The organism is Brachybacterium kimchii (genome assembly GCF_023373525.1).
GTDB lineage: Bacteria > Actinomycetota > Actinomycetes > Actinomycetales > Dermabacteraceae > Brachybacterium > Brachybacterium kimchii.
The window spans coordinates 964,657-988,572 of sequence record NZ_CP097218.1; the positions used below are offsets into that span (position 1 = coordinate 964,657).

Annotated in this window: 21 protein-coding genes, 5 pseudogenes and 1 other annotated feature; of the genes and pseudogenes, 11 read left to right on the plus strand and 15 right to left on the minus strand. The window is 66.4% G+C overall.

Annotated features, from left to right (window positions below):
* Nucleotides 1–186 precede the first annotated feature (186 nt).
* Genes M4486_RS04660 through M4486_RS04670 form a run of 3 tightly spaced genes read right to left on the minus strand, consistent with a single transcriptional unit; the run spans nt 187 to nt 3,334 of the window.
* Entirely contained in the window at nt 187–2,454 is a 2,268-nt protein-coding gene (locus M4486_RS04660) for a heavy metal translocating P-type ATPase (RefSeq protein ID WP_346731768.1), read from the minus strand.
* Nucleotides 2,455–2,492: 38 nt separating this feature from the next.
* Nucleotides 2,493–3,125 (minus strand): YdhK family protein, encoded by a 633-nt coding sequence (locus tag M4486_RS04665; protein ID WP_239201712.1) that lies wholly within the window; start codon nt 3,123–3,125, stop codon nt 2,493–2,495.
* Complete coding sequence (locus M4486_RS04670) at nt 3,125–3,334, minus strand: heavy-metal-associated domain-containing protein (protein ID WP_239201710.1); 210 nt, start codon at nt 3,332–3,334, stop codon at nt 3,125–3,127. The genes M4486_RS04665 and M4486_RS04670 overlap by 1 nt, the downstream gene beginning before the upstream one ends.
* Nucleotides 3,335–3,502: 168 nt before the next feature.
* On the opposite strand from M4486_RS04670, the gene M4486_RS04675 reads away from it, so the two are divergent.
* Both M4486_RS04675 and M4486_RS04680 read left to right on the plus strand, forming a co-directional pair.
* Entirely contained in the window at nt 3,503–3,829 is a 327-nt protein-coding gene (locus M4486_RS04675; protein WP_239201708.1) for a hypothetical protein, read from the plus strand.
* A gap of 154 nt (nt 3,830–3,983) precedes the next feature.
* The gene (locus M4486_RS04680) at nt 3,984–5,207 is read left to right on the plus strand and encodes an ISL3 family transposase (protein ID WP_249479951.1); all 1,224 of its coding nucleotides are present in this window, start codon (nt 3,984–3,986) and stop codon (nt 5,205–5,207) included.
* A gap of 27 nt (nt 5,208–5,234) precedes the next feature.
* On the opposite strand, the pseudogene M4486_RS04685 reads toward M4486_RS04680, so the two are convergent.
* Nucleotides 5,235–5,501 (minus strand): annotated as a pseudogene (locus M4486_RS04685) (transposase); the annotation flags it as partial.
* Nucleotides 5,502–5,583: 82 nt separating this feature from the next.
* Here M4486_RS04685 and M4486_RS19790 point away from each other — a divergent pair.
* The 3 genes and pseudogenes from M4486_RS19790 to M4486_RS04695 all read left to right on the plus strand — a co-directional run.
* A pseudogene (locus M4486_RS19790) lies at nt 5,584–5,673 on the plus strand (ArsR family transcriptional regulator); the annotation flags it as partial.
* A gap of 170 nt (nt 5,674–5,843) precedes the next feature.
* Nucleotides 5,844–6,032, plus strand: a pseudogene (locus M4486_RS19795) (cation diffusion facilitator family transporter); the annotation flags it as partial.
* Between the two features lie 73 nt (nt 6,033–6,105).
* The gene (locus M4486_RS04695; RefSeq protein ID WP_283257957.1) at nt 6,106–6,777 is read left to right on the plus strand and encodes a cation diffusion facilitator family transporter; all 672 of its coding nucleotides are present in this window, start codon (nt 6,106–6,108) and stop codon (nt 6,775–6,777) included.
* Between the two features lie 92 nt (nt 6,778–6,869).
* On the opposite strand, the gene M4486_RS04700 is transcribed toward M4486_RS04695, so the two are convergent.
* The 6 genes and pseudogenes from M4486_RS04700 to M4486_RS04725 form a co-directional block, all read right to left on the minus strand.
* Nucleotides 6,870–7,688 carry a C40 family peptidase gene (locus M4486_RS04700; RefSeq protein WP_239201702.1) on the minus strand — a complete coding sequence of 273 codons (819 nt, stop codon included), beginning with the start codon at nt 7,686–7,688 and terminating at the stop codon, nt 6,870–6,872.
* Nucleotides 7,689–8,028: 340 nt separating this feature from the next.
* Nucleotides 8,029–8,868 (minus strand): annotated as a pseudogene (locus tag M4486_RS04705) (cytochrome c biogenesis CcdA family protein).
* Entirely contained in the window at nt 8,868–9,020 is a 153-nt protein-coding gene (locus M4486_RS19865; protein ID WP_346731769.1) for a TlpA family protein disulfide reductase, read from the minus strand. Before M4486_RS19865 ends, M4486_RS04705 begins: the two are co-directional and overlap by 1 nt.
* 510 nt (nt 9,021–9,530) lie before the next feature.
* Nucleotides 9,531–10,142, minus strand: a complete 612-nt coding sequence (locus tag M4486_RS04715) for a vitamin K epoxide reductase family protein (RefSeq protein WP_239201700.1) — start codon at nt 10,140–10,142, stop codon at nt 9,531–9,533.
* Nucleotides 10,143–10,146: 4 nt separating this feature from the next.
* Nucleotides 10,147–10,797 carry a DsbA family protein gene (locus M4486_RS04720; RefSeq protein ID WP_239201698.1) on the minus strand — a complete coding sequence of 217 codons (651 nt, stop codon included), beginning with the start codon at nt 10,795–10,797 and terminating at the stop codon, nt 10,147–10,149.
* A pseudogene (locus M4486_RS04725) lies at nt 10,794–11,358 on the minus strand (HAD-IC family P-type ATPase); the annotation flags it as partial. The pseudogene M4486_RS04725 and the gene M4486_RS04720, both read right to left, overlap by 4 nt.
* A 164-nt stretch (nt 11,359–11,522) precedes the next feature.
* On the opposite strand from M4486_RS04725, the gene M4486_RS04730 reads away from it, so the two are divergent.
* The 3 genes from M4486_RS04730 to M4486_RS04740 all read left to right on the plus strand — a co-directional run bounded on the left by M4486_RS04730 (nt 11,523) and on the right by M4486_RS04740 (nt 14,913).
* Complete coding sequence (locus M4486_RS04730; RefSeq protein ID WP_239201696.1) at nt 11,523–12,455, plus strand: cytochrome c oxidase assembly protein; 933 nt, start codon at nt 11,523–11,525, stop codon at nt 12,453–12,455.
* Between the two features lie 138 nt (nt 12,456–12,593).
* On the plus strand, nt 12,594–13,415 hold the full coding sequence (locus M4486_RS04735; RefSeq protein WP_255719116.1) for an IS3 family transposase: 822 nt from the start codon (nt 12,594–12,596) through the stop codon (nt 13,413–13,415).
* A 242-nt stretch (nt 13,416–13,657) separates the two neighbouring features.
* A protein-coding gene (locus M4486_RS04740; RefSeq protein WP_239201692.1) for an IS3 family transposase occupies nt 13,658–14,913 on the plus strand; the annotation gives its coding sequence in 2 pieces (ribosomal slippage) (nt 13,658–13,952 and nt 13,952–14,913; 1,257 coding nt in all).
* Nucleotides 13,945–14,073 (plus strand) — a sequence feature (AL1L pseudoknot). Its footprint overlaps the gene before it by 129 nt.
* A gap of 213 nt (nt 14,914–15,126) precedes the next feature.
* On the opposite strand, the gene M4486_RS04745 is transcribed toward M4486_RS04740, so the two are convergent.
* The 5 genes from M4486_RS04745 to M4486_RS04765 form a co-directional block, all read right to left on the minus strand.
* Nucleotides 15,127–16,428, minus strand: a complete 1,302-nt coding sequence (locus M4486_RS04745) for a J domain-containing protein (RefSeq protein WP_239201690.1) — start codon at nt 16,426–16,428, stop codon at nt 15,127–15,129.
* A gap of 64 nt (nt 16,429–16,492) precedes the next feature.
* Entirely contained in the window at nt 16,493–16,726 is a 234-nt protein-coding gene (locus tag M4486_RS04750) for a hypothetical protein (RefSeq protein WP_249479953.1), read from the minus strand.
* 214 nt (nt 16,727–16,940) lie between these two features.
* On the minus strand, nt 16,941–17,375 hold the full coding sequence (locus M4486_RS04755) for a hypothetical protein (protein WP_249479955.1): 435 nt from the start codon (nt 17,373–17,375) through the stop codon (nt 16,941–16,943).
* 82 nt (nt 17,376–17,457) lie between these two features.
* On the minus strand, nt 17,458–18,213 hold the full coding sequence (locus tag M4486_RS04760) for a hypothetical protein (RefSeq protein WP_249479957.1): 756 nt from the start codon (nt 18,211–18,213) through the stop codon (nt 17,458–17,460).
* A 55-nt stretch (nt 18,214–18,268) separates the two neighbouring features.
* Entirely contained in the window at nt 18,269–18,832 is a 564-nt protein-coding gene (locus tag M4486_RS04765; protein WP_249479959.1) for a hypothetical protein, read from the minus strand.
* Nucleotides 18,833–19,278: 446 nt separating this feature from the next.
* On the opposite strand from M4486_RS04765, the gene M4486_RS04770 reads away from it, so the two are divergent.
* The 3 genes from M4486_RS04770 to M4486_RS04780 all read left to right on the plus strand — a co-directional run bounded on the left by M4486_RS04770 (nt 19,279) and on the right by M4486_RS04780 (nt 23,883).
* Complete coding sequence (locus M4486_RS04770; protein ID WP_249479961.1) at nt 19,279–21,069, plus strand: helix-turn-helix domain-containing protein; 1,791 nt, start codon at nt 19,279–19,281, stop codon at nt 21,067–21,069.
* Nucleotides 21,070–21,251: 182 nt separating this feature from the next.
* A complete protein-coding gene (locus M4486_RS04775) occupies nt 21,252–22,109 on the plus strand; it encodes a hypothetical protein (RefSeq protein WP_249479963.1) in 858 nt (285 codons plus the stop codon).
* Nucleotides 22,110–22,725: 616 nt separating this feature from the next.
* Nucleotides 22,726–23,883: a tyrosine-type recombinase/integrase gene (locus tag M4486_RS04780; RefSeq protein WP_249479965.1), complete on the plus strand. Its 1,158-nt coding sequence runs from the start codon at nt 22,726–22,728 to the stop codon at nt 23,881–23,883.
* The last annotated feature ends 33 nt before the right edge of the window (nt 23,884–23,916 follow it).

Consider the following 23,916-nt stretch of genomic DNA (forward strand, 5'->3'; position numbering starts at 1 on the left):
TCCGGGTCGAGCGCCTGCCCGGTAGCGCCGCCGCAGCAGCCGGCGTCGGCGAGGAGGTTCTCGCGGTCGTTGTGCGGAGCATCTGCGTCGGTGGTGCTGCAGCAGCCGGCAGTGGCCTCGATGTCGTTCGTCATGATGGTGGTGCCTTTCGGTCTTGAGGGGATCAGTTGTGCGTGCGGCCGTTGGTCACTGCTTGACGACGCTGCGGAACCCGCGCAGGCGGAGGCTGTTGCCGACGACGAACACGGACGAGAACGCCATCGCCGCGCCGGCGAGCATGGGGTTGAGCATGCCCAGCGCTGCGACCGGGATGGCCGCGACGTTGTAGGCGAAGGCCCAGAACAGGTTCGTCTTGATCGTCGACAGGGTCTTCCGGGACAGGCGGATCGCGTCGACGGCGGCCCGCAGGTCGCCGCGGACGAGCGTGATGTCGCTGGCTTCGATCGCCACGTCGGTGCCGGTGCCCATCGCCAGGCCGAGATCGGCCTGGGCCAGGGCGGGGGCGTCGTTGACACCGTCGCCGACCATCGCCACAACCTTGCCCTCGCCCTGCAGTCGGGCGACGACGTCGACCTTGTCCTTGGGCAGGACCTCGGCGATGACCTCGTCGATGCCGACCTCGGCGGCGATCTGTCGTGCGACGGCGTCGTTGTCGCCGGTCAGCAGCACCGGGGTGAGACCGAGCTCCTTGAGCCCACGGATCGCTTCGGCACTGGTGGGCTTGACCGTGTCGGCGACGACGAGGACGCCGCGGGCCTTTCCGTCCCAGCCGACCGCGACGACGGTCTTACCCTCGTTCTCAGCAGCCACCTTGGCCTCGGCGACCTCAGTAGAGAGCTTCTGCGACCAGTCGGCCAGCAGCGACTCGCGCCCAACGACCACGGAGGTGCCCTCGACGATGCCCTGTACGCCCTTGCCCTCGACGTTGGCGAAGTCTTCGAGTGGGGGCAGGGTGCCGACCTCGTCGGCCGCGCCCGTGGCGATGGCCTGCGCGATGGGATGCTCGGAGGCGTTCTCGAGAGCCCCGGCCAAGCGGAGCAGTTCGGCGCGGTCGACGCCGGGCTCGGTGATCGCGTCGATGAGGGTCATCTTCCCGGCGGTGACGGTGCCGGTCTTGTCCAGCACCACGGTGTCGACCTTGCGGGTGGACTCGAGCACCTCGGGGCCCTTGATGAGCACGCCCATCTGCGCGCCGCGGCCGGTGCCGACCAACAGCGCGGTCGGCGTGGCGAGCCCGAGGGCGCAGGGGCAGGCGATGACGAGCACGGACACGGCTGCGGTGAAGGCAGCGGCGACGGGGAACCCTGCCCCGAGCCATGCCCCGAGGGCGATCACGGCGATGACGATCACGATGGGCACGAACACCCCGGAGATCCGGTCGGCCAGTCGCTGGACCTCGGCCTTGCCCGTCTGGGCGTCCTCGACGAGCTTGGCCATCTGCGCCAGCTGCGTATCCGAGCCGACCCGAGTGGCGCGTACGACGAGGCGTCCGCCGGCGTTGACTGTCGCCCCGGTGACCTGGTCGCCTTCTGCGACCTCGACGGGCACGGACTCACCGGTGAGCATCGAAGCGTCCACTGCGGAGGTGCCGGAGACGACGGTGCCGTCGGTGGCGATCTTCTCCCCGGGACGGACGACGAACTGATCCCCGACGGCCAGCTGGGAGGTCGGGATCTTCACCTCGACGCCGTCGCGGAGCACCGAGACCTCCTTCGCGCCGAGCTCGAGCAGGGCGCGAAGCGCCGCTCCGGCCTGCCGCTTGGAGCGCTTCTCGAAGTAGCGGCCGGCGAGGATGAACATCGTCACCCCTGCACCGACCTCGAGGTAGATGTTCGCCGCACCGTTCGACGGGGCGATAGTGAACTCGAAGGCGTGCGTCATGCCCGGCACGCCGGCAGTGCCGAGGAAGAGGGCGTAGAGCGACCACAGGAACGCCGCCATGGTGCCCATCGAGATGAGCGTGTCCATCGTCGCGGCACCGTGGCGGAGATTCGTCCATGCCGCCTTGTGGAACGGCCAGGCCGCCCACACGATCACCGGCGCGGCCAGGGCCAGGGAGGCCCACTGCCAGTAGGTGAACTGCAGGGCGGGGATCATCGCCATCGCGATCACCGGCACGGTGAGCACGATCGACCCGATCAGCCGGTGCCTGAGCGAGGTCAGTTCGGGATCGACCGCATCGTCCACCTCGGCAGTGGACGCAGGGTCCGTCTGCTTCGGCGTCGGCAGCCCCGCGGTGTAGCCGGTCTTCTCGACCTCGCTGATCAGCAGCGCCGGGTCGTAGCCGTCGGGGACGGTTACCTTCGCCTTCTCGGTGGCGTAGTTGACCGCCGCTGCGACCCCGTCGAGCCTATTGAGCTTCTTCTCGATCCGGTTCGCGCAGGACGCGCAGGTCATCCCGCCGATCTCCAGCTCGATGCCGGCGTCCGCCACCGGCTGCGTGTGCGTGCTCACTGCCCGCCCCTTCCTGTCGTGATCCGTCCGCGGCCTGGTCAGCCGGCGGGGTGGACTTCGCTCTCGACGACCCACTTGTGGTTCGTCATCGGCATCTCGCCGCCGGGGATGTCGACCATGTAGACGGTCTCCTGGGTGGAGTGGTCGATCGTCGCCGTCGCTCCCTGCATCCCGGTCATGTGCTCGGCTTCCAGCACGACCTCGGTGCCGTCGGCCAGCGGTGCCTCGCCGGGGCTCTCGAGCTCCTCGTGGACGACCCATTTGTGATCGGCCACGGGCTGGCCGCCATCGGTGGGCGTGTAGCTAACCGAGTAGGTGGTCGTGGTGAACGCGCCGGAGATCGTCGCCTCCGCGCCGTCCATACCCGGCATGTGGTCCGCGCTCAGCCGCACGGTCGTCCCGACCGGGTACGTGGGATCCGCCGCTTCCTGGATGCCTGCCGGCGGTGCGCCGCCGTCGGCCGGGTGGTCGTGGCCGTCCATGCCGCCGTCAGTGTGTGTGCTGTCGTCGTTGCTCACGCCTTCTCCTTCGCTGTGCTCGTTCATCTGACTCTGCTGCGTCCACGACTGCACGACGCTGTCGGGGACGATGACGCCGGCCAGCCCGTAGGATCCGCCGAACGTCGCCACCAGGCCCGCGCCGTAGATCGCGAGACGGACAGGGACTCTCATCAGGCCCGCTCCGCCTGGTAGCCGGCCTCCTCGACCGCGGCGAGGACCTTCGCGTCATCGACCTCGTCGGAGGCGGTGACGACGAGCTTGCCGGTCTGGGCGCTGACGTCGATGCCCGTGACACCGGCGATCTCGCCGACTTCCTCGCGCACCGACATCTCGCAATGCCCGCAGGTCATCCCGGTCACCTGGTATTCGCTGACTGCCATCGTTCTTCCTTCCGTCGGACATACCCTGGAGGGGTATGTGCTCGATACAAGAGTATACCCCCTCCAGGTATTCCCTCAACGGAGTCGCATCGCGAGAGGGACAGAACGCCCCGGGTGCCGGGGTGCTCCCGACGGATATACGGGGAGCATGCCCCCACCGCGGATGGCATGACGGTGCGCGCCGCGAACGGCGAGCCTGAACATGAGCGTTCCGCACGGCCCACCGCCGCGCGATCGAGGAAGATCGATGACGTCCACGATTCCGACCGGCGGGGCCTGCTGCCGCCGCTGGTGATCGCCTCGGCCCAGTTGATGGTGGTGCTCGACGACTCGATCGTGAACATCGCCCTGCCGAGCATCCAGCACGAGCTCGATGTCGCACCTACCCTGTTGCCGCGGGTGGTCAACGCGTACTTCAGCCGGGACTGCCGCGCGATTGGTGGCTCTTCAGAGGTGAGTGTGAGCGCGCCGGTGGTGCGGGGTAGCTGGGCGTAGGCTTCGAGGTCCTCGATGATGAGCGGACTCTTACCCCCTGCTCGCACCAAGGACCTCGACGATGCCCAACCATAGTTGCGTATGCCCTGACGCGCTCGATCGCTGCGGTCGATGCGATCTCCTCCTCGACTTCCCCAGCCTCCACCTGGTCTCGGTGACGAAGCCCCAGGCGGGTTTGATGCTCGAGGTGGAGTCCTGCGATCCGGTGACCGGCTGCCCTGGTTGCGGGGTCATCGCCACTGGTGACGGTCGAGATGATCGATGCGCCTTGGGCGGGCGGGCCGGTGCGGATCCGATGGCGCAAGCGCCGCTGGATCTGCCTCGAGGACGTCTGTACGGTGGTCTCTTTCGTCGAGCAAGCCCCCGAGGTCTGCGCACCCGTGGCCTGCTGAGCACTCGCGCGATTCGGTGGGCGATTGGCCTGCTCCGCCGCGAGGGCGCGAAGATCCAGGGCCTGGCCCGGCAACTCGGCACGACCTGGAACACGCTCTGGACTCAGGTCCAGCCCATCCTGGCCCGGGCCGCGAACGACCCGGTCCGGTTCGAGGGCGTGCAGGTCCTGGGCGTGGACGAGCACATCTGGCACCATCGAGACCCGCGCCGGCGTGGCCCGAAGGAACTTACCGGGATGGTGGGCCTGACCCGCGGCCCTCACCCTACTGCCAGGCTCCTCGACCTTGTCCCCGGACGGTCCGGCAAGGCCTACCGTGACTGGCTGGACGCACGGGGCGAGGCGTTCCGCAAGCGGGTCGAGATCGCGACGCTGGACCCGTTCCAGGGCTACAAGAACGCGATCGATGACCAGCTCGAAGACGCCACCCGCGTGCTCGATGCGTTCCACATCGTCAAGCTCGGCACGGCCGCCGTGGATGATGTGCGCCGCCGGATCCAGCAGGAGACCTTCGGTCATCGCGGACGCAAGGGCGATCCTCTTTACGGGATCCGCCACATCCTCCGCCCCGGGCGCGAACGCCTCACCTCACGCCAGCAGGCCCGTCTGAACAGCGCGTTCGCTGCCCATCCCGATCATGTCGCGGTCGAGGTCGCCTACCAATGCGCTCAGGACCTCCGCGACGTCTTCCATCAGCCGACCCCCGTGAAGGGCCGACAGCTCGCCGAGCAGTTGATCGCCACCCTGCCCAGATATGCCCGATCCCCGAGATCGCGAGACTGGGGGAAGACTCTGCGCCACTGGAAGACAGCGTTCCTGGCCTACTTTGACACCGACGGCGCGAGCAACGGTGGCACCGAGGCGATCAACGGGATCATCGAACTCGGCCGCCGCATCGCCCGAGGGTTCCGCAACTACGAGCACTACCGCCTCCGAATGCTCCTCATCACCGGCGGACTCGACGCCTCGCCCCACACTCACCTCTGAAGAGCCCTATTTTCCCGGCAGATTCGCCTGGGACAGGTAGGCCGCCGCCCTGCGCAGGACCTCGTTCTCCTGCGCCAGCAGCCGGTTGCGCTTCTTCAGCTCTCGCAGCTCGGCCTTGTCGGCCTCGCTCAGACCGGGCCGGCGACCGTCCTCGACTTCGGCCTGCTTCATCCAGTTCGCCAGCGAGCCTTCGGAGATGCCGAAGTCCTTCGCGATCTGCGCCAGCGACGCCTGGCCCTTGCGGGCGACGGCCACGACGTCGTCGCGGAACTTCTTGGGATAGGGCTTTGCCACGGGGACAACCTTCCAGCGAGTACAAGATCCTCACAGTTCAGGTGCCAACCAAACTCGGGGCAGACCCATCCAGCACCTCTCGATAGGCGAGCAGCGGGTGCGCGACCTTGTCGAGCACATGCACCTTGCGCAGTCTACGGTCAGCCAGCAGCTGTCCTGCCTACGCGATTGCGGAGTCGTGACCGTGCGGATCGAGGGTCGTTCGTCATGGTTCTCCCTCACCAACCCGGGCAGACTCGCCGACCTCTTCGGAGCAGCGGACAGGCTGCTCACCGCGGCCGGGGCCTCGCTATTGCTGAAGTACCACCAAGACCACGCCGAGTTCGAGGACGTCGATCTCAGATGGGCGCGGGGCATGACCATGCACGTGGTTCCGGAGCGTCCAGCGGCGCGCGCACCCGGCTCGCGATCGCACTCTCCATCACTGCCGTCACCGTGCTGGCGCAGGCGGTGGGGAGCCCCGTCACCGGCAGTCTTGCGCTGCTCACGGACACGGCACACGCTCTGGTAGACGCCTCGGGGCTGCTCGTCGCGCTGATCGCCGCGACCATGATGCTCAGGCCCGCGAGCAGCACCCGGACCTGGGGGCTTCGCCCGGATAGAAGTGCTGGCGGCGCTGGCGCAGGCCCAAGCTCCTCATCGTGGTCGGCACCTACACAGCCGTCGAGGGGATCTCGCGCTGTCAGAGCCGCCGGAGGTCCCCTCGGATCAGCTGCTGATCTTCGGCGTGATCGGATTGGTCGCGAACATCATCGCGATCCTCATCCTCGCCGGTGGCAGGGACTCGAGTCTCAACATGAGTGCCGGGTTCCTGGAGGTGCTCAATGATGCGTTGGGGTCTCTGGGCGTGATCGCGGCCGCGATCGTGATCCAGGTGACGGGCTTCCAGCAAGCGGATGCGTTGATGGGGCTGTTCATTGCTGCTCTGATCGTTCCGAGGGCCGTCCGCATCATGGTCGACACGTTGCGCATCCTCATGGACTACACCCCGAAGGGTGTTGATCTCGATGAGGTGCGGGAGCGCATCGTCGCGCTCGAACATGTGGAAGACGTCCATGGCCTGAGCGCCTCTGCGATCGGAAGCAACCTCCCTATCATCTCCGCGCACGTTGCGGTCGGTGAGGAATGCTTCGAATCGGTGCATGCCCTCAGGATTCTGGAGGAGGTCCAGGTCTGCGTCAGCACCCACCTCCCAGTGGCGTTCGAGCACGCCACGATTCAGCTGGAGAGCCCGTCGGTGCGGCAACGCGAAGCCGGCAAGACGCTCCACACATGAGAACCCCCGTTCGCCGGGAATCTGTGTTACGTATGACGATCGGCGTGCACCCCACCACGTAGTGGGGTGCACGCCGATCGATGACGCCGGGCTCAGCGGAAGGAGATGAAGGTGGGGTTGCCCCAGATGGTGCGCTCGGTGACGGCGCCGGGGGAGCGGCCCGCATCGACGACCTTGTCGCCGCCGGCGTAGATGCCCATGTGGCCGGGCCACACGACGATGTCGCCGGGCTGGGCCTCGGACTTCGAAACCTGGGTGCCCGCGGCGACCTGCTGGCCGGAGGTGCGGGGGAGGTCAATTCCGACCTGCTTGTAGGCGTACTGGGTCAGACCGGAGCAGTCGAAGCTCACGCCCGGCTTGCTAGAGCCCCAGGAGTAGGAGGCACCGATCTGGGTGCGTGCCGCATCGACGATCGCCTCGCCACTGCTGGAGGAGGTGGACGCACCCCGGGTCGGAACCGAGGTACCAGAGCCGCCGACGGAAGCGCCGCCATTGAGGGAGCCACGGGTCTCGGGGCCCACGACGCCGTCGATCTGGAGCCCGTTGGCGCGCTGGTAGTCCTTCACGGCGCCGTGGGTGAGCTTGCCGAACTTGCCGTCCACGGCGAGGTCGGCGCCCTCGTCATTCAGCGCGGACTGGAGCTGCTCGACCGTGGAGCCCTGGGAGCCCCAGCGGAGCTTCTCCGAAGACTGGAGTGCGGCTGCCGGGGCCGGGGACGCGGCGGTCGGCGAGGCGGCAGGGGTGGACGCCGGGGCGGCAGGGGCTGCCTGGGCAGCGCCACCGGCGAAGGCGGAGCCGAGCAGAACGGTGCCGAGGACAGCTGCGCCGCCGGTCCCGCGCAGGGCACGTCCGCTGTGACGAAGGGGGGTGACTGCGCGGCCGGGCGCGCGATGGGAATTGCTCGTGGCCATGAATGTTCTCCGTGAATATCCCTGGAATGTACAGGGAGAGTCGGGCATTGGGTCGCGGCAACGCAAAAGCAACGCAAGTATCAGGAAGAAACTCTCGTACCTCGTAACCGGTATGAGCAACGTACCGAAGGGCCGAGGCGACGGGAACAGTGAAGAGCGATCCTGTTCGATGACTTCACTCGTTCTTGAACCGGACCCAAGTCTGGCCGACGTCCCGCACCTTCTCTTTACTCAACTCCGGTGACTCGGTGGGGCTCATGTCACACCTGCCGTGGACTCTTCCGGATCCTGAGTTATCGCAGGATGCGGCAGGCCCGCATGAAATCTGACGCGGGGGTGCTCATACCGCGGGCTGGAACGAGGCGATGGAGCCCTGGAGCTGGTCCATCCAGGAGACCCACGTCCCCGTGAGCAGCAGCAGGCCGATACCGATCAGCAGGACCCCGGAGAGGATCCCAATGAGTCGTCGATGGCGTGAAAGCGACCTGCTGACGCCGATGGCCTTGTCAAGCAAGAGGGCGCTGATGACAAAGGGGATGCCCAGCCCGAGGGAGTACGCGAGGGCGAGGACGGCACCACGGGCCGCCCCGGAGCCGTCGACTCCCGGATCGAGGGACAGCGCGATGATCGCGGCATAGGTGGGGCCGATGCATGGCGTCCAGCTCAGCCCGAAGACGAAGCCGAGGAGCGGGGCTCCCAGGAGACCAGCATCGGGTCGCTACTTCGTAGCCCTGATGTTTACTGAGAGGCGTGGTAGAAGCCCCATGAAAATGAGTCCCATGAACACGACGATGAGGCCGGCGACGCGATTGATCCACACGGCATGTTCTTGCAGCAGATAGCCCATCGCGCCGGCGAATCCTCCGAGAGCCATGAATACCGCCGTGAATCCTGCGACGAATAGTGCACTGCCTCCCAGCATTCGTCCAGTTGTCTGTTGGGGAGCTCTGCGACTTTGCGTGCTTTCGTCTGTGCCTGAAAGCTTGCGGGATGGTGCAGGTATTCCCGAGCACTGTCCTGCGAGTCCGGAGACGTAGCCGAGGTAGCCGGGCACGATCGGCAGCACGCAGGGCGAGAGGAAGGCGATCAGCCCCGCGATCGCCGCCACGGCGATGGCCAGTGCGAGCGACCCGGACAAAGCGATCGACTGAAGGGTCTCCGCCAGCCCTCCCCCGCTCATCAAATCGCCTCCTCGAGGACGCCATCGAGCATCCCCAGCAGAATCGAGGGGTCGATCGCTCCGGAGATCCGGCCGGACACCCGTCCCTCGTGATCCAGGACCAGCGTCGTCGGGACGGCATTGGGCGCGACAAATCCACGGAGTTGATACATGATCTCGGACTGCCGGTCAGGGATCGAGGGGTAGGTGATGCCGTAGTTCTCCTCGAAGGCCTTGGCGGGCCCCGCGGCGTCGCGGAGGTTGATGCCGATGATGGCGACCCCTGGTCGGCGTACTCTTCGTGGATGGCCTGGAGGTCCGGGGCCTCGATCCGGCAGGGCGGGCAGGAGGCGTACCAGACGTTCACGACGAGGACGGAGCCGCGCTGCTCGACCGCGTCGAACACGTCGCCGTCATAGGTGGTCCCGGAGAACTCGAGGGGCTCGGTACGGTCCTGGGGTCGATCTCCGTGGTGACGCCGTTCCCGGAGACGTATCCGGAGCTCTCGGAGTCGTAGCGGTCGCGGTTGTCCGAGCTGCCGCAGGCTGTGGTCAGGCCGATGGCGGCAGCCAGTCCGGTCGCGTGGAGGAGATGTCGCCGGGAGCGGGCTCGCATAGTCACTTTCCTTCAGGGGGGGGGGGGGGGGCGAGGGGCGGATGTGCTGGTCGCGAGTTTGCGGGCGCTCAGAGCAGGGCGGACCAATAGTCCCAGAACCTCACGGCGATGAGCGTCAGGATCACGAGGTACCAGGCGACGACCATCGGGAGGCGGAACTCGTGCAGCAGGGTGACTGCTCTGTGAGTCGCGGGGCCGGAGTCCCGGGTCCAGCGGCGCAGGTGGTGGAGGGTGGTGAACCAGAACAGGGGGATCGTCACTGCCCACACGATCATGCAGTAGGGGCACAGGGCCCCGATCTCGTACAGGCTCTGCCCGATCAGCCAGTGCACGAACAGCACGGCGAAGGTGACGCCGATCTGGATGAGCACGCTCATCCAGTGGGCCGTGCGGGCTCCGGCGAGGATGGCGAGCCCGAGGGTGAGGACGGCGGAGAAGCCGGCGATGCCGAGGATCGGGTTGGGGATGGCGAACGCGGAGGCCTGCGGGGTTTCCATCACCGATCCGCAGGAGAGGACCGGGTCGAGGCTGCAGGAGGGGACGTAAGCGGGGTCTTCGATCAGTGCGATCTTCTCGACCAGCAGGACGACGGCCATGACCAGGCCGATCGCCCCGGTGCCGGTGAAGAGAGCGCCGGGTCCGCGGGACGGAGCGGCGACCGTGGACGTGTCCTCGGGCATGTGCTCAGCCCGCGAGGGCGGCATCGAGGGGATCGGTGAGGTCCTCGACGCGGGTCGGTTCCAGGCGCTTCCCATCGACGAAGAAGGTGGGGGTGCCGGTGACTCCGAGGGCCTGGGCATCCGCGGCGCTCTGCTCGATCCGCTCCGCGGTGGAGGGGTCGTCGTAGACCTGCTCGAAGCGTTCCATGTCCAGGCCGATCTCCTCCGCGTAGGAGAAGAAGAGCTCTCGCTGGGAGGTCTGCTGGTGTCCCCATTCGGTGGCGTTGTCGAACAGGGCCTTGTACATCTCCTCGAATGCGCCTTGGTCCTTTGCGGCTTCTGCGGCTTGGGCGGCTTCGGTGGAGTTGCCGTGCAGGGGCAGGTAGCGCACCACGAAGGTGACCTTGTCGCCGTACTCGGCGCGGAGCTCCTCGACGGTCGGGTACAGCGACAGGCAGGCCTCGCACTCGAAGTCGAGGTACTCCACGAACACGACCTCGCTGCTGCCCTCGGAAAGGCGGGGACTGTCCTCCCGCAGGAGCTGAGGGCTCGCGGTGTCCGAGGCCTCTTCGGTAGCCGGTGCATCGCGTCCGGTGTCGGGGATGATGAGGAATCCCGTAAGCATCAGCGCCGCGACGGCGATCAGTCCGAGGGTGAGTTTCGTGCTACGGCTCATGCGGCGGCCTCTCGGGTGGGGGTCGTCCCGCGCTGATCCTGCCCAATGTTGCTGGGCGTTCCCTGCGTCGCCAGGCGCTTGGTGCGGGTGGCGCGCATGCCGTTGGCGATGACGACGACCTTCGCCGCCCCGTGGACGAGCACGACGGTGGCGAGGCCAAGCACGCCGAGCAGGGCGAGCGGGAAGAGCACCACGATGATCGCGAGCGTCAGGGCGATGTTCCCGGTCATAATCCACTGCCCGCGGCGGGCGTGGGCGAGGGCGGCGGGGAGCTGGCGCAAGTCGGTGCCGGTGAAGGCGACGTCTGCGGATTCCACCGCCGCGGCGGTGCCGGTGACGCCCATCGCGATGCCGACGGTTAGCAGAGGCGAGAGCGGGGGCGTCGTTGATGCCGTCGCCGATCATCGCGGTCGGGGACTGCTCGGCCAGGCGGCGGATGTGGGCGGCCTCCGCGGCGATCGCCCTCGCGGTGAGCGCGTTGTCGCCGGTGAACATGATGGTGCGGATCCCCTAGGCATGCAGGGCGGCGACGGTCTCCGCGGCCTCCGGGCGCAGCTCGTCAGTCCGATATACGTTAGGAATATTACCCGATCACTTTTGCCACGTAATATTCGTGGGCGCCAACGCTTGCAGGAGCTACGCTCTAGCCGGAACACCGGTGGTGCTGTAGACTTCTCGGCGAGGAGTTTCTCGTTCAAGCGCATAAACAAGGATGGTGAGATTGAGTGTGGCACGCGGCATGGATCCCGACGGAACCGCCGTCTTTGGCGAACTTTTTTCGTCTGGAGTTACCGACCGTGCCGGTTATTCCAATCATTGCCGCTTCAATTGGATTGATGTACATCGCCGGTTGGATCGCGATGATATTTTCCGGGAGGGGTTGGGCGGCTTGGCGCGGCGCGGCGTTTCTCCTCGGAACGCTTATTCTTGTTGGGATGACCGGCCTTGCGGTAGAAGGGTACGGCTATGCGATGTTCTCGGTGTTTATGTTCCAGCAGATGACGTTCATGCTCACCATCCCGCCACTTCTTTTGCTCGGAAAGCCCGGAACATTGCTTTTGCGTGCTACACCCCATAATTGGTGGGGGCAACCGATCCTCAGGATTGCATTATTTGGACTCCGTTCGCGGTTTGGCAAACTTCTTACGCATCCCCTGTTTACGTTGCCATTGTTCTTGTTTCTCTTTTATGGTCTCTATTTGGCAAACGTGGCGAGTCGATTCCTGAGCTCGACAACGGGGCATCTGGTATTAGAACTGCTTTTCCTGGTTTGTGGCATCTTATTCAACCTGACTCTTGTCCCCGGTGATCCCTTACCTTCCCGCACTAGCTATCTTTCCAGAGTATTGGATGCTTTCTTTGAGGCCGGTTTATTTGCGTTTTTTGGGGTTCTTGTCATGATGGCACCCGCCCCGCTAGTGAGCGCATTCACTTCGGCGCCAGAAGCCTGGGGCGTGGACACGATGAAAGACCAATACTTGGCTGGCGGGATCTCCTGGGCTTACGGAGAACTACCTTCGCTCCTGGTGCTTCTGATCGTCATGATTGCCTGGGCCCGTAGTGATGAGCGCCTAAATCGGGTACGAGATCGACAGGTTGCAAGGCAAGGTGATGTCGAGCTGGACGCATACAACGAGTACTTGCGGTCGTTGAAGTAGGCGGTTCGGCGCGTGTCTGGGAACGAGCCTATAGATGTTGCATCTTTGATGGCAATATGCTGCTGTACGATTGGGTTTGATTTTGGTCAATGAATTCTATGGGTTTCGCTCGATGCCGCCGGTTTCCGATGGTTGCGAATGCAAAAGAGTTGCGGGGCGGTCGCGGCCGCGCGGCGTCGGGTCCTGGTGCGACTGCCCCACGACGAAATGATCCGGTTCATCGACGTGAATCGTGATCAGTTCGGGGTCGAGGCCATCTGCCGCGTGCTCAGCGCGACAGACTGCGGGTTCCTCACCTCTCGCGGTTACCGAGCCGCGAAGCAGCGCCCAGCCTCTGCCCGGGACATCCGCGACGAGATGCTGATCGGCGAGATCCGAAGAGTCCACGCTGAGAACTACGGCGTCGACGGGTATCGCAAGGTGCACCAGGCCATGCGCCGAGCTGGCTGGGAAATGGGCCGAGACCAGACCGCTCGACTGATGAAAGTCGCTGGCCTGGAAGGGGTTCGGCGTGGCCGCAAAGCGCTCACGACAACGGGAGCACCCGATCATTGCCCCGACCTCGTCGAGCGGGACTTCTCTGCGCAGGGGCCAAATCTGCTCTGGGTCGCGGACATCACTTACGTTCGCATCCCCAACGGGTTCTGCCATACCGCGTTCATCACGGACGTCTGCACCCGGCGGATCGTCGGCTGGACCGTCGCGGCCAGCCTGCACACCGAGGCATTGCCGTTGCAGGCCCTCGCGCACGCCCTGCCGAGCACCCGCGCCGAGGCCTCCAGTAGCGGCTTGGTTTATCACAGCGACCGAGGCCGTCAATGCGCCCCGTTGGCCTATTCGGACGCTCTGAGCACTGCAGGGATGAAAGCGGCAGTCGGCGCCGTTGGAGATAGCTACGATTGTCAGTCTGTTTCTGCCGCATCCCGCGAGGATGAGGAAGTCCTGGCCGGGATGTTCTGACCCTTGCTTACGATTGGCCCGCAGGGTGCCTTGGCGTTGATCTGTCGAGCCTCCGGCCGGGCGCGCAGGGGCGTGTCAGATGGTCTGTGTAAGCCGTACCAAGAGGAACGGTAAGAATCATGACCATGACCGATGAGAAGGAGCCGGGCGAGCCCAGGGGCCGGGACCTGGTCGAGGGGTTGAAGGCTTCCGGGCAGCTTGAATCGCCCCGGGTCTGGTGGAGGCTCTGATCCCAGGGGAGGATGAGGAGCGTGGCAGCACCGAGGAAGTACCCGGACGAGCTTCGGGAGCGGGCCACGAGGATGGCCGTGGAAGCGCGACTGGATCCAGCGACGAGGTTGGGAACGTTTCGTCGCGTGGGCGAGCAGCTCGGGATCCATCCCGACACGTTGCGGAACTGGGTCCGGCAGGCCGAGATCGACCAGGGGCACCGACCCGGGATCACGACCAGTGAGTCCGAGCGGCTCGCTGAACTGGAGGAGGAAGTGCGCGAGCTGCGCCGGGCCAACGCGATCCTGCGGTCGGCCTCGGCTTTTTTCGCAGCGGAGCTCGACCGCCCACCGCGCTGATCGTGGAGTTCATCGACCGGCACAAGCACGAGTTCGGCGTCGAGCCGATCTGTCGCACGCTCACCGTGGCGGGCACGCAGATCGCGCCGAGCACGTACTACGCCTTCAAGACCCGCCCGCCCTCGAAGCGGGCACTGCGCGACGAGGAACTGCTGGTCGAGATCCGCCGAGTCCACTCGGCGAACTTCGGCGTCTACGGGGCGAAGAAGCTGCACGCCCAGCTACGCCGGGAAGGGATCGAGATCGCGCGTTGCACGGTCGAGAGGCTCATGCGTTCCGCGGGGTTGCGTGGCATCAGTCGTGCGAAGGGGCCACGCACTACGATCCCCGGTCGCGGACCGGATTCTCGTCCTTACCTGGTCGCGCGGGACTTCACGGCGACAGCTCCGAACCAGTTGTGGGTCGCGGACATCACCTACTGCCGGACGTTCGCGGGGTGGGCGTATGCCGCGTTCGTCATCGATGTGTTCTCTCGCCGCGTCGTGGGGTGGCAGCTGTCGAAGTCGCTGCGGACCGACCTCGCGCTCGACGCGCTGGAGATGGGGATCGGGACCCGCGAGCACGCAGGCCAGGCCGCTACTGGACTCAAGCACCACAGCGACAGAGGCGTTCAATATGTCGCCATCCGCTACACCCAGCGGCTCGCCGAAGCCGGCGCCGTCGCCTCGGTCGGCTCGACAGACGACTCCTACGACAACGCACTGGCCGAGACATTCAATTCGCTCTACAAGGCCGAGCTGGCCCGTAACCACGGTCCCTGGACGGGCATCGACGACCTCGAGATCGCGGCCGCGGAGTACATCGACTGGTTCAACCACCGACGGCTCCACGGCGAGATCAGTATGATCCCGCCCGTTGAGTTCGAGGACATCTACCATCACCACCAGACCGTGCCGGCGACCGCCGAAGCGGCACTTGCGAGCCTCTAACAAACCCGGGGCGATTCAAGGGTACGTATTGGCCCAACGTGCGCCATGATTTTCACCGACGTGGTGATCGCAAACGTCGAACCCGACCCAGACTGGATCACCGATCTGCGGATTCGGCGCCGGCTGGGTTACTTTCCTCCGATGAGGGACGAAGACCTAGCGACATAGACGCTCGGCTCGCTGCCGGCACCATGGTTCCTGGCCGCCCTTGGATCACAGCAGGATCGCCATGGCCTGCAGCGCCTGGCTGCGGAACAGGGTGTTCGGCTTGTCGAGGTGCGCGCCGGCCACGGAGCCCATCTCGTCGATGACCTGCGTGAGTGAACCGAAGGTGACCCCGTCCACCGTCGCCGCACGGGGCTGCGAGGAGACCATGCGCGTGGGGATCACGTAGCCCCGCACCTTGCCCGTCCGTCCGAACCGGGACTCGAGCGCCCGCATCTCGTCGCGCACCACGTTCCGATACACGCTCCCGTCCGCGATGAGGTCTGACCCCGCGATCTCCATACCGTCGGCGCCGATGGAGGGGATCGCCACCAAGTGCAGGGTGCGCCCGATCACTACCGCCACCTGAGACCGCACCGGGGAGGCGTCACGATGCGGGGTCACGCGGTCCGGCAGGAGGATCACACGGACGCCTTCGCGCTGGCCGAACGCACCGACGAGCGCGCCCAGGAGCCGATCGATGTCCGCCGGTCGCTCACCCAGAGAAGTCGCGCCGGCCTGCGTGATGAACGACGAGCGCATGATCTTGTCCCCGTCGGTGCGCCCGGACCGCGACAGCGCGATCACGAAGGACAGCCGCGTGGTGAGTGCGCTCGCGACCAGGCACAGCGGACTCCCAAGCATCGGCAGCGGTGTGCCTGCGTCCCGGTAGATCACCGCGGCCGCGGCGCCCGCGAGCACGAGCGTAGAGATGACGCCCCAGCGCGAGTGAAGCGCACGGAAGAACACGAGCGCCGACCACACGAGATGGATGCCGGCTCCGACCGCCAGCGCCGGCACGACATCGAGGATCCCCACCCGCGCGAGGGGGAGCCCGATCGTTCGCGCCGCGGCGGCGCCCGCGAGCACCCACGCAAGGAACCCGAGCGCGAGCAGCACGCGTCGCACGATGTGGGGTGACCGTCGGAGGCGCGACCGGGCCGGTGCCTGGTCGTCTGGTGCGGTGTACCAGGACCCCCACGCGGTGGGGTCCGCGGTCATCATCGACACGTCCGGCACGTCGCGGTCGGGGCGGAAGACCTTCCGGCGGCCGCGAGTCGGCTCCGATGAGGGCGGAGGTGTCGGGGCGCTCGCACTGGAGGACCGCTCGTAGAAGAGGGTGCGGTCGTACTTCGCGCGCCGCTCCGCGTTCGACAGCACATTGAACGCTGAGCTCACCTGCTTCGCGAGCTCATCATTGCCGCCGGCGTCACCGTGCAGCGCTCTCATCTGCGCCCGGAAGGCCGCAGTGATCTCAGACCGAGAAGCGTCGGGGGCGACGCCGAGCAGTTCGTAGTGCGTGATGGCCATGGTGGTCCTCCTGCCTGGGCACTCTGCGCTCCCCAGTGGGCGGGCAGGCGCTGCCGCGGGCCGTTCAGGCGAACGGGCGGATCCGCGTGGCGTCGGCGAGCATGCAGGATGCGATTCGCATCGCGTCTCCTGTGGCCTGGGGCCCGACGGCGATGATCCCTGCCCACATGGCGACGACGAGGGTGCAGGGTCCGCCGTTGCCCCTGATGCTCGGATCCCCAGACTCGACGAGTTCCTGGAGATGGTGTCGGATATTCAAGAGGTCTCGGGAGAGGACAGCCTCGGTCAGAGCACGCATTGCAGGGCCTTCCGCAGGGGTGGACGCTCACCCTCTCCAGTGGGCGGGAAGGCTCTTTTGCGGGACATTCTGCGCACCGTGACCAGCATCGATGTATTCGAATTGGTCGTTTCGGGTAGGCTTCCAATGTCGTCGGCGGATGGGGCCATGACAGGGTATGCACGAAACCCCAGGGAGATGATCTCCCTGGGGTTTCGCCTTTGCCGGAGGAGCCCTACGCCGCGAATGCGGGGAGTGCTCCGAGGCGAGCATCGACCTGTTCGACGGCGCCGCGCGGCGCGTTCGGATGCGACGCCAGGTAGCGGAGGGTCGACTCCGATGCGGCGGGGGCCGAGGTGACGTGGTAGATCGCGTTGCGGTCGCTGAGGCGGCGGGCGATCCGGTCGATGAACTCGGCCGAGAGGTCGGTGCGGCGCGTGACGGGGTAGGTGAGCCACCGCTCGTCGACGTCGATGAGGTACTCGAGGGTGTGCTCGGCGGTCGCCGGGTTGTGCGCGATCTTCCGCAGGACGCCGAGCGGGGCGCGGCTGCGCGCGAGTCCGTCCAGGATCTCGGGGTCGTCGCTGAACTCGGCGGCGGCGTGCACGCGGTGTGCGGTGGAGGGATCCTCGAGCAGCGAGAGGTCTGCGTCGGCGGCGAGGTGAGCCATGGCCATTCCCTTCATGAGAGCCCCGGTCTCTCCGGGTATCTCTCCAGTGGGCGGAAGGGCCTCGTGGTGGGACGCGGTGCTACTAGTCCTCGCGACGCAGGTCGAGTCCGAGTGTGCGCTCCATCTGCGTGATGGCGTTGCGCAGTGACCGATGGTCCGAGGGGGTGGAGGCCATCGTGCAGCGGTGCCCCTGGTAGCTGGCTTCGATGTGCCCGCCTCCTGTGCGGGAGACGTCTGCTCCGCGCTGACGCAGCAGGCTCCACAGCTCCTCGGCGCTGGTGGGGTATCGCGTGCCGTTGCCTCCCCGGTGCCGGGGGATCGGCTCGCGGTCGCGGGGACGCGTGGCGTAGGCGAGCCGGGAGTCCATGACGGACATGATCGCGTGGTCACGCAGTCCGACGACGACGGCGCTGTTCCCGCGCACCACGACGCAGGCCACACCTCGGCGGTCGACCCACTCATCGTCGGGGTCATCGAGGATGGCGGCGAGGTCTTCTCGGCTCAGACCGAGCCGGGCCATGTGCGGTGCGGCGGAGTCGAAGATGACCAGGTCTTCTGGTGCGGGAGGCTCCGCGGTGTCCGGGCTGTTCGTGCCGGTGGTGAAGACCGGATGCGAGTGGGGTGCCGCTGGGAGTCGATCGGGATCAGGGCTCGTGGGAGGTGCTGGGCGTGCCGTGAGGGGTGTCGCCTGGGGCGGTTGCTGGGCGGTCGAGAGCAACTCGCGCAGCGAGTCGATCTCCGCGTCGTCGAGCTCGAGGGCGATGGCCGCTGTGTGGGACAGCTGGATGTCAAGGTGCGCCCCGGTGTCGGTCCAGCGGATGTCGAAGCGTTGACCCATCGGGGCTCCTTCGGGGTGCGGCGTGCTCGCGGTCGGCAAAGGCGGATGGTGCCGTTCAGGATTCCAGCGCGAGGACGGCGCCGCCGGTTCCCATGCGTGCACGGCGTCCGAGCCATCTCGAGTCGCCGTCGGCCTTCGGTGGGCGCGAGGTGAGGTCGGTGAGGCGTCGCTCGAGGCGGACCGTGATCGTTCTGGCGTAGATCTCGCGGCCGCGGCGGTCGGTGCGCAGGGCAACGAGGTCTGCGAGGGCGTCGATCCTGCCCGTGGCGATGACGAACGACCGCACGGCGACGAGGAGCTCTCGCCCGAGGTAGGAGCCGGGGATCCTGTGGGGGCCTTCAAGTGCCTGTTCGAGCTGGCTTTCGCTCATGTCTGTGATCCGGCGTGCCATCGGGTCGATGTCGAGGCGAGCAACGAGGAAGCCAGGGTCGTCGGTCGCCTTGGCCGTGACTTCTCCGCTGGCGGCGAGGGCCCGGACAGAGTCGATGTCGAGACCGGGGACCAGTCCGTGGTCGATCAGGTGGGCGAGGGAGGCCCGGTCGGTGCCCGCTACACGCGCGGCGAGGGCGACGGGGAGCTGCTCATTGAGGTTCGGCCTAGTGCTACGGATGGCGGGCATGTATCCATATTCGCACGTGCCTGGACCGTGATGCGGAGTGGACAGATTTCGTGGTGTGGTGTGAATGAGACGGCCGTGCTGAAGCGGACGGTTGCTCGGCCGTTAGTGCATGCAGGTGGCCGCCAGTTGCTTGCCTCCAGCGGCAGGGAAGAGCGCCATTGTCCGATAAGATCCATTATCGGACATCGGATTCCTGGTGCCGACGGCTAGTGGTTTTAGTCCGTTCCGCCGCGGTGTCCCAGCGATCAGCGATAGGGCATCCCTCAAAATCTGTAAATCAGTCGGATCGCGACTACCGCACGCAGGACGTCCGCACGCAATCACACATCGACGCGCCGGCGCCTGAAGGGCCGGCTGCGCGCGGCCAGGTGGGCGAAGACGCAAGCACTATCGCTAGCGATAGGGGCGCGTGCTAGAGTGAGAACCCTGATCGAGAGGAAGCCACCATGCCCAGCAATCAGCTCATCTCTGCCGCCCTCCGTCTCTTCCGACCCGAACCACCGATGCGTGCGGCGGACGCCGCGGAGATGCTCGGCGTTACAGTCGGGCGCATTCGCCAGTACGCCGACAGCGGAGAACTCGATCGTGCCGACGTCGGGGGCCGGGACCTCTTCGTCACCGCCGCCAGCGTGCGCCGACGTCTGGCCCGGACTAGAAATCGCGACCGCCGAACGACGAGCACCCTCGCACTGAGCGAGATCCCCCAGGCGCCCTCGTCCCTGCCAACGGCATACGACCGCCTCGCAACCGGCTTCCCAAATCCCAGCGGCACACTCCGCGAAGACCCGGTGCATCTGCGAGCCTGGATCGACGAAGACAACTACGCAGTCGTGCTCGTCGCGAGCGCCACAGACACCTACTACTCCGGGCTGCTCGACTCCAGCGCCACGGAGACCGCCGCCGCCATCTTCACCCTGATCCCTCAGCTCGAGCCCTCACGCACCGTGCTCCTCGCGCTCGAGCGCGACCCCTTCCAGGGGACCGACGCCTACGTGCTCATGGAGTCCGTGCTCACCGTGAAGACCGGGCCCACCTCGCCCCGCGTCTTCGAGAACCCCATCCGCAACATCGTCCACCTCGACTCGCTCGCAGAGCGGATCGGTCACCGCCCCACCCTCTTCCACCGCAGCGCGTACACACCGGAGAACGTCGAGGCGTACACCCGCACCGGCCGCCCCGTCACCGTGCCCTGGGACCCCGACGAGCACCTCACCCGAGAGGCGAACCTCCACGCCCTTGAGGCCTACGACGGACCTGCCGCCCGGCTGATCCGCGACCTGCTTCTTGACGGCTCCCGACTGATGTCCAACCGGCCAACTTCGATCTCCTCAACGGGAGAGCTCGACGGGCTCACCTACCCCTGGGCGCCGCAAGGCAGCGTACTTCGACGTCAGCATGCGAGCGCAGCGACTCTCGACGAGATTCAGTCCCGCTTCGCCGACGAACCCGACGGACTCCGATTCACCCCCAGCCAGGCCGAAGAGGCATACCAACTGCTCGCGCAGACGGCCAACGACGCCGAGCAGTTCGGACGCTCTCCTGATCCGCTCATCGAGCGCCTCGCCGCGTCCGCACTCCCGGGGGTCGTGCCTCGCACCGACATCGACATGGAGGACTTCGGGCAGCTCCTACGCCACCTCGAGGACCGCTACCCCCTGCACCCCATCGTCGAGCGCACGTTCGACGCCCTGGCGGCCGATGACGTGATGACCGAGTACGTCGACGCCTTCACCCCTCACGAGGGCGCCAGCGACCTCGGACCCCACGAGCGCGAACACCTCTCCCACGCGACGCGGTACTGGAATGATCCGGACAAGCTGATCGGGCGCGATGCGTTCGGGCGCCCTGCCGTCCTCTCCTCACAGCCTGGACGCCGGCGACTGCTCGTCCTCGAAGACACCCAGGACGCTCCGAAGATCCGTGCGTCGGATGAGATCGTCAGCGGGGCCCTCGGAGACAACATCAACGACGTCCCCCTCTTCGTCCGACGTGCCGGCAACCTCATCGGGATCGTCCCCGTGAGTCCTCATGGCCGTACCGGGCATCACCTGGGATACGCGGGAGGAGCGCCGGCAGACGCTGCAGCGGATCTCGGTCGAGCTCTCCAGGGTTCCGGGTTCCCTGCAGAGGAGGCCGATTCGCCTACGCTCGAGCAGGTCACCACAGACGCGTCCCTGCGAGCCGCCGGCCGACTCCAGATCCCAGTGAAGAGTCTCCTCGCCAACTCCTCCTCCTGATAACACCGCAGTGGCCCCGCCGAACGAGGACGATCCCTGCTCGGTACGCAAGCGGCCGGCATCGAGAAGCGTGGGCTCACCGTCGGGGGCATCCGTCAGGAACGTGTCCGACGTGCCGTGCCGCAAGGACGGCCGGCGGCCAGTGCCACACTGCAGGCCCAAGCGTTTCGCAGGAGGACTCGATGACACGGCCGCATCTGCCAGTGCCGGGACCTGTGCCCGACGAGGTCAAGGAGGAGACGTTCACGAAGGTTCTCGGGAGGTATCTCAGCGCGACCCGAAGGCAGGCTGATCAGCGCGACCTTCGCCTACTGGTCACGAAGTCCCTCGTTGCCTCCACGAACTCCCCGTCGACGCTCACGGGACGATGGGTCGACAGCGACTCTTGGCACTGGGACCTGCGGCCGCGTCTCGCACCCGATGTCGTCGCCACTGACCAAGCAGACGTTCTCGCCCTTGTCATGGAGGGCAAGGGCACCCACACGAAGGTCAACGCAACCGGCGCTGCGACAGTACGTCGCGCCATTTCCCTGTCCGACGCGCGCCTCGCACGCGAGGGCCAGGTCCGCGATGCACGCTCGGTCAAGATCACCGACGCAGCCGTCCCCACCGATCCCGCGTGGGACGTCCCGCACGCGTTTGCCGACTGTCGTGCAGCGCAGGACCAGTGCGCCTTGCACACGGGGAGCGACACTGCGGGTGTGCACCAGGGTGACGTCTACACCTCGGTCATCTCATACCTGCCGGACGAGGTGAAGATTCCCGACGGTGGACTGGAGGACGTCGACTTCATCGCCCTCCTGCCCACGGCCGCATCCGCTCGGAAATGGGGCACTGATCTGGTCTCCGCAGACCGTTGGCACGTCGCATCCGTCCATGACTTCCTCGAGCGCATAGACGACGGTCGCACGAGTCTCCCCTCCGACCAGGAGGCGTGGCTGAATCACCTGCTGGACATCGCGTGGAGGCTCTACCCGCGAGCGCGGCTTACTCAGCTGCCTGAGATCGAACGTGCCTACTCCGAGGCCTGCGAAGCATGAGCACCTCTGCCTCACAGGCCCATGGAGGTGGAGGTTCCTTCATCTCTGCCGCAGGCGCCTGGCCGGATGGCCGCGGCCAACCGGCGGATCGATCTTCGAGTGCCCTCCGTCGACGCCCTCACGTTACGGTGTCTGCGTGCTGACTGGACCGTCCCGCCCACCAGGCGACAGGGACTCCAGCTCAACTGCGAGGAGAAGTTCTCGTGATAGACCTCGCCCCCGTGCTCGTTGGCGCGAACACGGGGGCGAATAGAAAGTCTGAGGAGCCCGGGTGCGAACCGGCCCCTCCGGCAAGATCCGGCAGGAGGACCTTCAAGATGTCAGCCCCAAGGTACTGGGGCCGCGAGCGTGCGGGCAAGCGTCCCCGCATCATCTGCGCGCCCATGACGCGACCCTCTGGGTTTCGATCGATCACGCACACGGGCCGCCGAATGGCGTTGGTGGCGCGATGAGCCGAAGGAAAACTCCGCCAGGCGCCACAACGGAGATCTCGTTCCATCTCCGTACCGACGGCGGGGCGTGGCGCGCCGCTGACCCCTCGGACCCGTCACTGTCGCGAGCCAAGCGGGGCAGGCAATGGCGAGCCCGGTGTCGGATGCGCCGTGCGGATGGAACGATGACGCAGCTCTCGCGGTCGGGGCAGACCCCATCGATGGCGCAGGCAGCCCTGGAACGCGTGATAGCGCACGAGCGTAGATCGTCCGATCCGGACGATGCGGTCCCGACGCTAGGGGACCTAATCGCGTGGGCCGTCGAGCGGATCGAAAGCGGCCGTGATCCGCAGGTGAACTCTCCGAACTCCGTGTCGAAGTATCGAGGGGTCGCCCGTCTGTGGGCGGGGCACCCGTTTCCCCCTGACGACGAGGATCTCGCCGGCGATCGCTCTCACATCCGGCGCACCACTCCCCATGAGTCGCGAGTCCGCGACATTCCGATCGATCAGCTGACGCCTGCCGACCTCTCCGACGAGCTGGAACGCATCGCGGAGCTGGGTGCTGGATCACTCACTCACTTGCGGGCTCTATGGCGAAAGGCCACGGCTCGTGGGATCGCCCTCCGTTACATCACAGTCGACCCAGCGGTGAACCTCCGCCTCCCTGCACCTACTACTTCTCCGGAGACGCACACCTACAAGAACGGGGCATCGCGCCCGCTGAAGAACTCGCTCACCAACGAGCAACTGACGACCCTTCGGGAGAAGGTGCGCATCCGTCATCCTCAGCAGCGGCTCGACGTCGCGGACCTCATCGTTCTCGGTACCTACACGGGGCTTCGCATCAACGAGGCGAACTCGCTGCGATGGGTTGACGTCCATCTGGGCAGCGAGCGTTCCTTCCTGACGGTCCAGGGGCAAGTGTACGGATCCGGGAAGGCCCGAGAGTGGAAGCCTATGCTCAAGCGCGACTCGAGCAGACGGACCGTCCCGCTTCCCCCCGCAGCAGCTGAGCTGCTCAGGGCCCGTCAGCGGGGAGCGCTGGATGCACAGCTCCAAGGCGCATCCCCGGGAGACGCGTACGTGTTCCCGGCGCAGCGGGGCGGACTGCCGGACCAGACTGCAGCCCGCAAGGCGGTGCGCCGCAAGCTCGACCGCGCTGGGTTCCCGTGGGTCACCTTCCACACTCTCCGTAGGACGGTGGAGCGACAGCTCATGGATGCGGGAGTCGATCCTCGCGTCATCATGTCGGTCATGGGGCACGATCCTGCGACGTCTTGGGCCTCGTACGTGGACAGCAAGAGTGTGGATGTCGACGTGGCCGCGTCCGTTCTGGAGTGACGCGGGCGCGCCCATAACTCGTACTTAAATCGT

Coding starts and splice junctions, on each gene's coding strand:
- M4486_RS04665 (WP_239201712.1), bottom strand. CDS start 3,125: ATGAGAGTCCCTGTCCGTCTCGCGATCTACGGCGCGGGCCTGGTGGCG.
- M4486_RS04670 (WP_239201710.1), bottom strand. CDS start 3,334: ATGGCAGTCAGCGAATACCAGGTGACCGGGATGACCTGCGGGCATTGC.
- M4486_RS04675 (WP_239201708.1), top strand. CDS start 3,503: ATGACGGTGCGCGCCGCGAACGGCGAGCCTGAACATGAGCGTTCCGCA.
- M4486_RS04700 (WP_239201702.1), bottom strand. CDS start 7,688: ATGGCCACGAGCAATTCCCATCGCGCGCCCGGCCGCGCAGTCACCCCC.
- M4486_RS19865 (WP_346731769.1), bottom strand. CDS start 9,020: ATGTATCAACTCCGTGGATTTGTCGCGCCCAATGCCGTCCCGACGACG.
- M4486_RS04715 (WP_239201700.1), bottom strand. CDS start 10,142: ATGCCCGAGGACACGTCCACGGTCGCCGCTCCGTCCCGCGGACCCGGC.
- M4486_RS04720 (WP_239201698.1), bottom strand. CDS start 10,797: ATGAGCCGTAGCACGAAACTCACCCTCGGACTGATCGCCGTCGCGGCG.
- M4486_RS04735 (WP_255719116.1), top strand. CDS start 12,594: ATGCAAAAGAGTTGCGGGGCGGTCGCGGCCGCGCGGCGTCGGGTCCTG.
- M4486_RS04745 (WP_239201690.1), bottom strand. CDS start 16,428: ATGGCCATCACGCACTACGAACTGCTCGGCGTCGCCCCCGACGCTTCT.
- M4486_RS04750 (WP_249479953.1), bottom strand. CDS start 16,726: ATGCGTGCTCTGACCGAGGCTGTCCTCTCCCGAGACCTCTTGAATATC.
- M4486_RS04755 (WP_249479955.1), bottom strand. CDS start 17,375: ATGGCTCACCTCGCCGCCGACGCAGACCTCTCGCTGCTCGAGGATCCC.
- M4486_RS04760 (WP_249479957.1), bottom strand. CDS start 18,213: ATGGGTCAACGCTTCGACATCCGCTGGACCGACACCGGGGCGCACCTT.
- M4486_RS04765 (WP_249479959.1), bottom strand. CDS start 18,832: ATGCCCGCCATCCGTAGCACTAGGCCGAACCTCAATGAGCAGCTCCCC.
- M4486_RS04770 (WP_249479961.1), top strand. CDS start 19,279: ATGCCCAGCAATCAGCTCATCTCTGCCGCCCTCCGTCTCTTCCGACCC.
- M4486_RS04775 (WP_249479963.1), top strand. CDS start 21,252: ATGACACGGCCGCATCTGCCAGTGCCGGGACCTGTGCCCGACGAGGTC.
- M4486_RS04780 (WP_249479965.1), top strand. CDS start 22,726: ATGACGCAGCTCTCGCGGTCGGGGCAGACCCCATCGATGGCGCAGGCA.